We start from the raw sequence: 11,496 nt of genomic DNA, 5'->3' as shown, positions 1-11,496 counted from the left end.
AATTTGCTGGAAGACGGCATTTTATTTAATTTTGTTGCCATGAACATTTTCATATCAAGCAACAAGATAAGTTTTTGTAGTTTTAACCTTTAGTTATCTTACTCTAAAATTGTTTTCCCGGTGTAAAGCTCATAATACTCACCTTTATTTTGCATCAAAGCTTCGTGATTTCCTTCTTCAATAATTCGACCATCTTCAATGACTAAAATATCATCGGAATTGTGAATCGTGGACAACCGATGGGCAATCACAAACGTGGTTCGTCCGTGCATCAAATTATCCATCCCGGATTGAACAAGCGCTTCCGTTCGAGTATCAATACTTGAGGTTGCTTCATCCATAATCATCGTTGGCGGATCGGCAATTGCAGCCCGGGCAATCGACAAGAGTTGGCGTTGACCTTGTGACAAATCAGATCCCGAGCCATCAATGACGGTATCATACCCCTTGGGCAAATTACGGATAAAACTATCGGCATTGGCCAATTTGGCGGCCGCCACAACCTCTTCATTCGTTGCGTCTAACCGTCCGTAATGAATATTATCGCGAATTGACGCAGTAAACAGGTTGGTATCTTGTAAAACAATTCCCATGGATAACCGCAAACTCGCTTTTTGAATCTGTTTGATATCGATGCCGTCATAAATGATTTGACCACTAGAAATATCATAAAAACGATTCAGCATATTAGTGATGGTGGTCTTGCCGGCACCTGTAGTACCAACAAAAGCCATCTTTTCGCCAGGTTTAGCATCTAGTGAAATATGATGCAACACTGTTTTCTTTCCATCATAACTAAAGCTGACATCCTTAAACTCAATGTGGCCCTTAACAGGAGTTAATTTTACGCTCCCATCAGTTTCAACTGTCTTCCATGCCCATTTATCGGTTCAGTCACTTGTTTCGGTCAAATTATGTTGCGCATCTTCCTGAACATATACCAGCGTTGTGTTTCCAGAATCCTGTTCAACTGGTTCATCAAACAACTGAAACATTCGTTGCGCACCAGCGAGGCCCATAATGATTGAATTTAATTGCATGGTAATTTGCGCAATTGGTTGACTGAAAGAGCGACTCAACTGTACAAAGGCTGCAATTTCACCTAATGTAATTGGCGTCACATGGTTGACCGCAAAATAGCCACCAACTACGGCAATCAAGACGTACAAAATATTTCCAACGTTTCCCATGATTGGAAACAGCATTGTTGATAGTCCATTGGCCATGCTGGCATCCTGCCGCAAATCTTCGTTTCGGGTATCAAACCCCGATTTGGACTGATCCTCATGAGAGAATACTTTGATGACTTTTTGGCCATTCAACATTTCTTCAATATAGCCGTCAATATTTCCCAAAGCCGTTTGTTGCTTACGGAAGTACTCGCTACTTTTTGAACTTAACTTTCGCACAATAAAAATACTCAGCGCAAAAACCAATAAACTGATGATAGTTAAGGTGGGGCTCAAGGTGATCATAGCCGTTAACGTAAACACCATGTTAAAAATTGCATTAATAAACATGGGAAAACTTTGTTCAACCATTTGCCGCAACGTGTCAACATCATTTGTGTAACGACTCATGACATCTCCGTAGTCGTTTGAATCAAAATAACTCAACGGTAGTTCTTGCATGTGAGTAAACATTTCGTCTCGAATCCGTTTTTGCAATTTTTGACCTGTCATGATCATCAGTTGTGAATATAGTAAGGTTCCAATAACACCCAATAAGTAGATCGCGCCCATCAAAATAATCATGTGGAATAAGGGGGTAAAATTAGGATGCGCAACCTTCAGTAATGGCGTGATGTAATCATCGATTAACCGCTGAATAAACAGCGTTCCCACAACCGACGCACCGGCAGAAACAATCACAGAGAAGAAGGCAATAAACAACGCAAAGTGACTTTTCTGCATAATGTATTTCAACAAACGCCATAAAATTTGCCAAGCCGAACCATTCAATTTAGCTCTGCCAGCAACTCTAGTTCTTTGCATGCGATTCTCCTCCTTTGATTTGTGAATTGTAAATATCTTGATAAACCGGATCGGATTCCATTAATTCGTCATGCGTCCCAACGGCTTCAATCTTCCCATCGTTTAACACAACAATACGATCGGCCCCTTGCACAGATGAAATTCGCTGCGCAATGGTTAATTTGGTCATGTCTGGTAATTCATCGTGGAAGGCTTCTTGAATCAAACTATCTGTGTGCGTATCAACCGCACTGGTCGAATCATCCAAAATCAAGATTTTAGGTTTTTTCAACAGAGCCCGCGCAATTGTCAGGCGTTGTTTTTGACCACCAGAAACGTTGCTCCCGCCCTGTTCAATGTACGTATCATAGCCATCTGGTAAGCTCTGAATAAATTCATCGGCTTGAGCCAACTTAGCAGCTTTGATCAACTGAGCATTCGTAGCGTGCTCATCGCCCCAGCGTAAGTTGTCTGCAATACTGCCAGAAAAAAGCACATTTTGTTGAAGCACCATGGAAACATTATCCCGCAACGTCCGAATGTCGTAATCTCGTACATCGCAGTTGCCAACGCGAACCGTTCCTTGATTAACATCATACAAACGAGGGATGAGTTGTACCAAAGTACTCTTACCACTCCCAGTTTCACCAATAATGCCAATGGTTTCACCAGGTTTGATGTGTAAATTAATATCTGTTAAGCGGTTAACATGATCATCGGCATACGCAAAATTAACGTGGTCGAACTCAATTGCACCATTTTTGACAGTGGTGACTGGTTCTTTTGGATTGGTTAACGTACTCTTTTAGGTTAACACTTCATCAATCCGTTGTGCCGAGGCCAAAGAAATCGTCATTTGGTTAAACACGTTAGATAAAATATTTAAGCTCATTAAAACGGACATCGCATAGGCGATTAAACTGACTAATTGGCCCGTTTGCATTGAGCCAGCGACAATGCGTTTTGCCCCAAACCACGCCAAAAACAGTAAGGTGCCATACATTACAAACTGCATAATCGGACTGTTTAACTGAAGGATGCGTTCTGCTTTACTAAACACCTCATAAATTCGAGCGGAAGCATTTGCTGCTTTCTTATCTTCTGTCTCCGCACGATTATAGGTTTTCACAACGCGAATGCCTCGCAAATTTTCTCGAACAACTCGGTTTAACCCGTCATAGCGTTGATAAACTTTTCTAAACAACGGACGGCCAATCGCAATAATTATGGTCAACCCAATTGCCATTAATGGTACAGAGACGACAAATACCATTGCCATTTCGGAATTAACCGTAAACGCCATCGTAATCGAGAAAATCAACATGAGGGGTGCTCTTGCAGCCGCTCGAATCAACATCTGAAACGCCTGTTGAATATTCATGATATCCGTTGTCAAACGCACTACAATACTTGAAGTGGAGAAGTGATCCACATCTTCAAATGAAAAATCTTGAATATGGTGATACAAGTCATGTCGCAAGTTTTTGGCAAATCCGGTGCTAGCTTTACTAGAATACCAACTTGCCCCAGCTCCACCAGCCAAAGAAACAAAAGTGCCAATTAACATGAAGCCACCCAATTTTTCGATGTAACCCAAGTTCCCTGGGATAATGCCGTTATCAATCATCTTGGACATTAAATATGGAATAAAGGTCTCGATAAACGTTTCAATTGCAACCAAGACAGGTGAAATCCAAGCGTATTTTTTAAATTCTCTGACTGAATGTCCCAGTCGTTTTAACATGATTTACCACTTCCTATTTTTTCTTCACTTAAATTGGCAATCATTTGTTTAGTTACTTTTTGCCAAACCTCAATATCTGCCGCCGAAACATTCTGCAATAGCTTATCTTCGAAATCATACGAACCTTGGATAACACTTTTACGTAGTTTGAGAGCCCTAGGAGTGAGAACGATCTGTTTTAAACGTGCGTCCCCTTCTACTGATTCACGTGTAATATATTGCTTGTCCTCAAGCTTTTTCAACAAACTAGTCACTGAAGAACGGCGAATACTGAAATTTTTTTCAACATCGCGTTGATAAATCTCTCGTTTTCCTGCATTCCACAACAAATAATGCAGAATACCGCCTTGCTTTCCCGTAATGTCATTGTTTAAAAATGCCTCGCTAAATCGCCGCGATGACATGTTTGCCAAAACATGTAATTGATGGTTAACACCTAAATGATTCTCCATAGTTTTCCTCTTGTTTTATATTGTTAGAATTCTAACAATATACGATAACACTTACTAAAAATTCATGCAATCATTTGAACTATTCAGTTAGTTCAAAAAGGAAATGAAAAAAAGCCACTCATTTCATTCGATTTTTCCTCTCGAATTTCATGAGTGACTGCTTAAATACTAGTTATAATTTAAAATGCTGCCAAAAAATCTATCACTAAACGATTTCCTTTAAATCCAGTAAATCATCAATTTGATATGTAGGACTTACAGTTGAATGATTAGGTTGCAATGCCGGGTTAAACCATACAGAATCAATTCCTGCGTTTGTACCGCCTTGAATATCCGATGTTAAAGAATCGCCAATAATTAGTGAATTTTTGGGCGTAAATCCCGCGATGGTTTTAGCTACAAAATCGAAAAACTCAATTCGTGGTTTTTGATACCCCACTTCTTCAGATACAAAAATATGTTTAAAATAATTCACCAAGCCAGAATCATTTAAGCGTTGTTGTTGCACTGTTGCAATTCCGTTTGAAACGATAAATAAATTAAATTGATCCTTTAAACTATTGAGAAGCTCAATTGCATGTGGTTCTAATTGATGCCCCTGTGTTAAGAAGTCACGATAAATTCGTTCGTATCTGATACCATCGACTTCTTCATTGTAGTGTGCAAAAAGTTTGGTAAATCTTGTATTGACTAAGGTTTGGCGGTCCAGTTGACCGAGTTCAAACCGTTGCCACATTTTCTCGTTCAAAACGCGAAAATAATTGACGACATCATCAGTTAAAGGATGTTGAATTTCCTTGAATAATCCTTTAAGCGCTTGATCTTCAGCCGCTTTAAAATCTAGTAATGTGTCGTCCACATCAAATAATAGATTTTGATATTTCATGCTTCTCACCTCAATCCCTCTTGAAATGCATTATAACAAATTCATGCCCAATTTGACGAATTTCTTTGAAAAAACCGACAATTCACGTTCTTTTTATCCTCAACTATGGTACATTAAATGTAAAGGAACCAACCACACGAGGAGGATTTGTAATGAATGATTTAACTAAATTAGCTGAAGAAATTGTCGGTTATCAGAAGAAACATGATTTAACAGATGCAGACGTAGCGTTTGGGACTCATTTATCCGTGGAAAAGATTCACAATATCAAAATAAATTCATATAAACCAACAGCTGATGATATTCAGCGTATTAATAATTATATGAGAGACAACAAGTAGTGAACGGAGCAGAACGGTAGTCATAAAACTCTAAGGTAATGGAGGTGGGATCGCAATCCCGCTGGAATTAGGCTTAGAGTTTTTATGACCATTCTGCGGAGTTGTCCTCAGATAGTGAACGAAGCAGAATGGTAGTCATAAAACTCTAAGGGTAATGGAGGTAGGATCGCAATCCGCTGGAATTATGCTTAGAGTTTTTATGACTGTTCTGCGGAGTTGTCCTCAAAAAAGCCAGCAATGCCAGTCACCTCAATGTTATACATTTTTGAGGACTGCATTCCTAGCTTTTTTAATTTACCTAATTATTCTTACCAGCCGCCAGATACGCCTGATAAGTTCCGTCGTCAAAGCACACCATCGTCACATTTTTAACAAATACAGCTGTTTTCAAAAACGCCAAAATCGTCGAAGTGGCAATTTCTGCACCATCACCCAACGGAAAGCGATAAACGCCAGTACTAATTGAAGGAAAAGCTACACTTTCACACTGATGATCTTCAGCCAGCCGTAAACTGTTTAAATAGCTATTGTGCAATAACTCCGCTTCGTGATGGCTTCCACCATGCCAAATTGGTCCTGGTGTATGAATCACAAACTTAGCGGGTAGTTTAAAGCCAGGCGTAATTTTTGCCTCGCCAGTTTGACACCCATTCAACGCGCGACAGGCTTCCAGTAACCGTGGCCCGGCCGCCCGATGAATTGCGCCATCAACACCCCCACCGCCTAGTAACGTTGTATTGGCGGCATTCACGATTGCGTCAACGTGCATCTTAGTTATATCCCCGCGAATCACTTTGAACGTCATTTACTCACCTTCTTACAAAATTCCCTTGTCTCGTAAATGATTCTCTAATAAAACAGCATTCAAAAAATCGAATGAAAGTTCATCGACATCTTCTATAGTAACTTCTACGCCAGTTTGATCCACATACAAATCTGGATCAATCACATGAAATCGGAAAGTTTCTTCACCGAGTTCAGTAATATATCCCATTTCGCGAGCACCGGTTATTAGAGTAATGCTTAAAACTCTTGAAAATGTTTCGGCTTGTTTAATTATGGCAAGAAACAAATCATCCGTGGCATCAAATAACCGTTCTTCATTTAAAACAGGCTGGACAAACGTTTGATGCTCCTTTTGATACTGAACAAATGCATTAATAACTTGTAAGTAATCTGATGTCAACGTAATACTGGCAATTGTGTCCATTCGAATCAACGAATAGCCACCAAACTGTCCCGCCATGTCTACTAAATTGCAAAGAACCTCTTCTTCATTAACTGAATTGACAGTCCCCACAAAAAAGTTGCTTGATTTAGTTTCATCGTTAATTGTAATGAGTGTTTGCTTTTTTTCTGCCGTTTTTAACACTTTGTAAAAACTGGATTCATCCGTAATGGTCAAACGTGATTCCGGATCTTGTGCAGCAATCTTAGGCCACATGGCCGATTCAACCGCTAATTCACGCCCAGAAAACTCAACAATTTCCGCTTCTGTATATTTAATAGTGGCATCTACTCGGTGCATCAAATTAAATTTATCCACCAATGTCATTTCAAAATCATTTTCACGGACAGCAGCCACTGTGCCTTCTTGATAGTTCTGTAAATCACTTCTCGTGAGAACCAAGAATTCCCGACTATTGAATGCCGCCTCAACAACTTGTTTAATTAAATCACTTGTTTGGTCAAATTCCGGAATCTGATCGGTAATCATGATTAAATGATCAGCTTCGGCAATCTGGATTGTTTCCATCATATTATCCAGATCTGGACTGTCATATTCAACGTTATCAATTGCATCAAACTGAATGTAAACCGCACCATCAGCCTGGCCTGTATCATCAAAAGTGTTGAGAATAACGCCGTCTGCCCCGATGCTATTTACAAATCCGGTATAAAACGTTTCTTGAGCCTTTGGAAAAACATTTGCCAAGCGTTGATCACTTTTGGCAAATTCCAAATCATATAAAATCGAATCCACTTCGCCACCCTCTTTCATTCTGGTGTTCTTCCCATTAAGTATACGACCAATAAACCGAAAAGTACTAGTCCACCGAGCACAAAAAAGTGCCATGGTTAAACCAATCCGATATAAAGCCAAACACAAATGAGCCGAACGGATGCATGCTATCAAAGCACAAGAACCAAATCGAAAATACCCGTCCTAAATAGGCAACCTCTGTGACGTTTTGAACAATCGTCATCATGCGGATCCCCATCCGAGCTGTGTAAAATCCGTAAACTAACGCCACTGCCAACAACAACGCGTAGTTTACCCAAATTCCCGTGATGATTAATCCCATTCCTAAGATAAAAGCATCCTAATGAAAGGCCGCCCAACATGCCGCCAATTGCAACCAGCGTCAAAACATAACTGTATAGCCGTTCATCTCCGTTGTAATAGTGATCAACATCATAGGGCAGCAGCAAGGTAAACCCAGCGTACATTGCTGCTAAAATGGCGTCAAAGATAATCAAACGAAACACGTCCCGATTATGACGCACATAATTTAAGCCTTTCGCCAAACTATCCAAAATCGGCATGGTTTCTTTGGTATGGTCCATCTCTGGGGTATACCTTAACGCCCACGTAAACACGAATGATAATAGAAAGGACAGTGCATTGATAAACAGAAACGACCTGAAATTAATCCAGTTTAACGTCAACAAAAAGCCACCAAATAAGGGTGCCACAATATCAGCTAACGTAAGTCCCGTATTGGACCACGAATTAAATATAGATAATTTATCATGCCGAATAATCTCTGGAATAATGGCCTTAGCGGCAGGAAAATTGAATGCCAAACCAATATCAATCACGCAGGTAAGTAAAACAAGCTGATAAAAAACGGGTTCGTTGACGTCCATAATTGCTGCCATGACTAAACACGCAAAAAAACTCACCGCATCAGCAATCAGCATAATTAGCTTGCGATTATATTTATCAACCATTGGTCCTGCAAACAAATCACCGGCCACCAAAATAATACCACCAATTCCTTGCACAATTCCTAACAGAGAAGCGTGTCCAGTTGCCTTCACAATGAACCAGTTTAGCCCAAAAATAAACAGTGCATCGCCTAATCGAGACACAAACGGACTAAAAAATAATGGCCAACTAAATTCCTGTTTAAATCGCTCTTCCATCCAGACCCACCTCCCCAGTAGTAAGTCACTCCATTCTACAAGAAGAACCCTTTCAGAACAAGGCAATTAAAGAGATAACGGGCAATTGAGTCTATATTTTGCCAAAAAAATAATAACCAACATCAAATCCAAATGTTTGTTGGTTACTATTACTCATTTACTCAAATTATCGGGCAGGATTATTTTTTATCCCATTCTTGTCGGTAAAGTCAATAAAGCCCACGTTATCATCAATGGCACCACCATCTCCACTTAACTGCAAAGTACCCAGATGGGTGTTTAGTTTGATCGTCATATTTTCTTCCAAATCTTCTGCTGAATAATCCTTAATTAATAAGTCACCAATATTTGAATGAATAACCATGTTATACCCAGTAATGGGCATATCCTTACCCACAACGTTAATCGTAAACTGGACTTGCATATGAATCATGGCATGCTAAGAATATTCGCCCACGCCATCTTCAAAAGTAAACAGTAATCGTTTAGAATCATCTAAATGTTCCCGCACCTTACTCGCCGCGGCAGTGTCAAATTGAATCTTCATCATTGGGCCTCCTCGTATTATATATTTTGCACCCATTGTATTTGTTTTCTATAAATTCTCCAAGCAAAATTACTTGGCATGCACGTAAAATGTTATATGCTAGGACTATGAATAGAAAACAGACGAGGAGATCTCCAATGGAAAGATTTGAGAAGTACCATCCAATTTTGACAACCCATTACACCCTTGATTGGCTTACCGCTACCAAAGTAAAAGACATTTATGCCTTACGCCACGATACTGAGATTGCTGCTATGAGTGGTCGTCATGTTGACGCAGACATTAATGAAACTGTAGCCTATGTCAATAAAACTATGCGCAATATCATGCATAATGATTCCCTACTTTGGGGAATTTCTGACCGAAAAACTAATAATTTTTTGGGAACCTTTTGCATTTGGAATTTTAATAAGGAAAAAACAACTGCCGAAGTCGGTTATGAGATTCTTGCTGCCCAGCAAAATCACGGTATCATGTCTGAAGTTCTCCAACACATGAGCAACTTTGCGTTTGCGGAACTTGGTTTAACGACCCTATATGCGATCACTGGTCAAGCTAACGTCACATCACAGGCTGTTTTGACAAAAAACAAATTCCGCATTAATCCTAATTATCCTGGAGAAAAAGAGACCGTCAGCTTTAGCTTGACCGTCCCAGAAAACTAATCATTGTACCATTCTAATTTTTCCAAGCTCTTTTTAATGGCATCCACCGATTGCTGATGATTATCGGGTTGGATGTCTTTTTTTGTATAAACTTTTTTTGCCGGTTTTTCCGATGTTGAAGCAGTGCTTTGTCCTTTAGGAGTTTTGGCGCCGGTTTCCATACGGTCCATCGTCTGATTTAACAAGCTATCGACAAATACGTTTCCTTCGTTCGTCGCATGGCCCTTCGTCCAATAATAATGTAAATGAGGAAATTGAGCTAACAGACGATCTAATTGTTGCCATAACTCACTATTAGCAAGCGGTTGACCGGAACCACGTCTCCAGCCACGGCGTTTCCACCCCGCAATCCAATGCTTTTGAATCGCATTCAGTACATACTGGGAATCCGCAACAATCGCAATATCCGCCTTTGAATCAAGGTTGGCATTGATCCACTCCAACGCTTTAATCAGTGCCATAATTTCCATTCGATTATTGGTCGCCCCAAATTCGCCTTCAGAACCAGAGTATTGCTGACCGTTAGCTTTCACTAAATATGCCCATGCCGCTTTGTCCTGCTTTTTAACATGACCGCCATTAACATTCCCTGTATTCCGTGAACCGCCATCCGTATAAACGACAATTGATTCTGTGAGCTCATCAGGGCTCCTGGATGTCACTTTAGAAGTTTTAGTTTTGGATTTCGGTGTTCTGATTGTTTGATCGCCATTCAGCCATTGCTGTGCTTCATCTTTGGTGGCAAATCCCTTGTACCTTGCTCCGGGGAAACCATCAATCAGTGCTTTAGTTTCTGCCCAATTCGTGAAAATTCCCGTTTGTTTGCCTTTTGCGACGGCATAAAATTTCTTTTTCGTTGTCATTATAATTCCTCATTTTAGTTGATCATTTATGTATCTAACAATTTCATTGAACCACATTGCAATAACTGGTTTCAAGTTCTCAGAAAATAAAAAGTTCCTCTAGGATAAGTTTAATACTTTTGTATCAACTTATCTTAGAGGAACTGAACTCGTTATCCGAAACGGAATCATCAGCATTCAAAATTGCTAGACCTCGAATTTCTTATTAGTTTGCGTATTGTGTTAATACTTGACCATTAGTTTTTTCGTTTAACTTGTTAAGTGCTTCTGTGATGGTTACACCACTAGCTTTAATATTTGGATCGCGTTTCTCACTTGCCCAGAACAATTGTGTTTCTGTGTCCAAAGCAATTCGATAATCACGATTACTAAAGTTTCCAAATCTCATTGTAAAACCTTCTTTCCTTTTGTTTCTCAACAAAGGATTCAATGAGATACGAAATATCAACGATTCAAAATGAATATATTCTTGCAGCCGCGTTCTTCCCTTCAAAAATGATATGTCGTACCAAAATTCCTTTGTTCATACTTATTTACCAGTTCTCTAATTTCAACTGGTAAATGAAATGATAACACCTAAAAGGCTGTAAACGCAAGCAAAATGCTCTATATTTATGTGCCAAATTTTTGTAGGTAGTGCTTTTAATCACCAGAAGCACGATTCCTGCGGGATTGCGATCCCGCCTCCATCGTCGTTCTCGACTGCTGCTTTCCGCTGAGCTCTAGGACCGCTCGGCAAGTCAAAAAGAGACCCAGAAGTATGACTCCCGCGGGATTGCGATCCCGCATACGTCACCATCCGCGCCTGCTGCTTTCCGCTTAGCTCTAGGACCGCTCGGCAAAACAAAAGGTAGATTATAAGCACGATTCCTGCG

General features: G+C 40.0%; 9 protein-coding genes and 3 pseudogenes. 2 read left to right on the top strand and 10 right to left on the bottom strand.

From position 1 onward, the window contains the following. Positions 1 to 98 precede the first annotated feature (98 nt). The 4 genes and pseudogenes from DD627_RS07675 to DD627_RS07660 form a co-directional block, all read right to left on the bottom strand. Positions 99 to 1,994: pseudogene (locus tag DD627_RS07675) on the bottom strand (ABC transporter ATP-binding protein). Next, positions 1,981 to 3,717 (bottom strand): annotated as a pseudogene (locus tag DD627_RS07670) (ABC transporter ATP-binding protein). Before DD627_RS07670 ends, DD627_RS07675 begins: the two co-directional pseudogenes overlap by 14 nt. Further along, a complete protein-coding gene (locus DD627_RS07665; RefSeq protein WP_057784758.1) occupies positions 3,711 to 4,169 on the bottom strand; it encodes a MarR family winged helix-turn-helix transcriptional regulator in 459 nt (152 codons plus the stop codon). Before DD627_RS07665 ends, DD627_RS07670 begins: the two are co-directional and overlap by 7 nt. Before the next feature lie 205 nt (positions 4,170 to 4,374). Further along, positions 4,375 to 5,055 carry a YjjG family noncanonical pyrimidine nucleotidase gene (locus tag DD627_RS07660; protein ID WP_260267734.1) on the bottom strand — a complete coding sequence of 227 codons (681 nt, stop codon included), beginning with the start codon at positions 5,053 to 5,055 and terminating at the stop codon, positions 4,375 to 4,377. Between the two features lie 152 nt (positions 5,056 to 5,207). Between DD627_RS07660 and DD627_RS07655 the strand changes: the two genes are divergently transcribed. Next, the gene (locus DD627_RS07655; RefSeq protein WP_068807030.1) at positions 5,208 to 5,396 is read left to right on the top strand and encodes an LBP_cg2779 family protein; all 189 of its coding nucleotides are present in this window, start codon (positions 5,208 to 5,210) and stop codon (positions 5,394 to 5,396) included. Between the two features lie 298 nt (positions 5,397 to 5,694). On the opposite strand, the gene DD627_RS07650 is transcribed toward DD627_RS07655, so the two are convergent. The 4 genes and pseudogenes from DD627_RS07650 to DD627_RS07635 form a co-directional block, all read right to left on the bottom strand. Further along, positions 5,695 to 6,201, bottom strand: a complete 507-nt coding sequence (locus DD627_RS07650; protein ID WP_260274861.1) for an O-acetyl-ADP-ribose deacetylase — start codon at positions 6,199 to 6,201, stop codon at positions 5,695 to 5,697. 12 nt (positions 6,202 to 6,213) lie between these two features. Next, on the bottom strand, positions 6,214 to 7,398 hold the full coding sequence (locus DD627_RS07645) for a hypothetical protein (RefSeq protein ID WP_286984613.1): 1,185 nt from the start codon (positions 7,396 to 7,398) through the stop codon (positions 6,214 to 6,216). A gap of 131 nt (positions 7,399 to 7,529) precedes the next feature. Beyond that, positions 7,530 to 8,546: an MFS transporter gene (locus DD627_RS07640; RefSeq protein ID WP_260274863.1), complete on the bottom strand. Its 1,017-nt coding sequence runs from the start codon at positions 8,544 to 8,546 to the stop codon at positions 7,530 to 7,532. A 166-nt stretch (positions 8,547 to 8,712) separates the two neighbouring features. Next, positions 8,713 to 9,093 (bottom strand): annotated as a pseudogene (locus DD627_RS07635) (iron-sulfur cluster biosynthesis family protein). Between the two features lie 137 nt (positions 9,094 to 9,230). Here DD627_RS07635 and DD627_RS07630 point away from each other — a divergent pair. Further along, a complete protein-coding gene (locus tag DD627_RS07630; RefSeq protein ID WP_260274864.1) occupies positions 9,231 to 9,758 on the top strand; it encodes a GNAT family N-acetyltransferase in 528 nt (175 codons plus the stop codon). On the opposite strand, the gene DD627_RS07625 is transcribed toward DD627_RS07630, so the two are convergent. Further along, complete coding sequence (locus DD627_RS07625) at positions 9,755 to 10,621, bottom strand: ribonuclease H family protein (protein ID WP_057784750.1); 867 nt, start codon at positions 10,619 to 10,621, stop codon at positions 9,755 to 9,757. The genes DD627_RS07630 and DD627_RS07625 overlap by 4 nt on opposite strands. Before the next feature lie 205 nt (positions 10,622 to 10,826). Beyond that, a complete protein-coding gene (locus DD627_RS07620; protein WP_057784749.1) occupies positions 10,827 to 11,009 on the bottom strand; it encodes a hypothetical protein in 183 nt (60 codons plus the stop codon). Positions 11,010 to 11,496 lie beyond the last annotated feature (487 nt).

Source organism: Pediococcus sp., assembly GCF_003533255.1.
GTDB lineage: Bacteria > Bacillota > Bacilli > Lactobacillales > Lactobacillaceae > Pediococcus > Pediococcus parvulus.
This window is presented reverse-complemented; position numbering and strand designations above follow the sequence as displayed.

Bases quoted from the DNA above. Each gene is read 5' to 3' on its own strand.
- DD627_RS07665 (WP_057784758.1), bottom strand. From the start codon at position 4,169: ATGGAGAATCATTTAGGTGTTAACCATCAATTACATGTTTTGGCAAAC.
- DD627_RS07660 (WP_260267734.1), bottom strand. From the start codon at position 5,055: ATGAAATATCAAAATCTATTATTTGATGTGGACGACACATTACTAGAT.
- DD627_RS07655 (WP_068807030.1), top strand. From the start codon at position 5,208: ATGAATGATTTAACTAAATTAGCTGAAGAAATTGTCGGTTATCAGAAG.
- DD627_RS07650 (WP_260274861.1), bottom strand. From the start codon at position 6,201: ATGACGTTCAAAGTGATTCGCGGGGATATAACTAAGATGCACGTTGAC.
- DD627_RS07645 (WP_286984613.1), bottom strand. From the start codon at position 7,398: ATGAAAGAGGGTGGCGAAGTGGATTCGATTTTATATGATTTGGAATTT.
- DD627_RS07640 (WP_260274863.1), bottom strand. From the start codon at position 8,546: ATGGAAGAGCGATTTAAACAGGAATTTAGTTGGCCATTATTTTTTAGT.
- DD627_RS07630 (WP_260274864.1), top strand. From the start codon at position 9,231: ATGGAAAGATTTGAGAAGTACCATCCAATTTTGACAACCCATTACACC.
- DD627_RS07625 (WP_057784750.1), bottom strand. From the start codon at position 10,621: ATGACAACGAAAAAGAAATTTTATGCCGTCGCAAAAGGCAAACAAACG.
- DD627_RS07620 (WP_057784749.1), bottom strand. From the start codon at position 11,009: ATGAGATTTGGAAACTTTAGTAATCGTGATTATCGAATTGCTTTGGAC.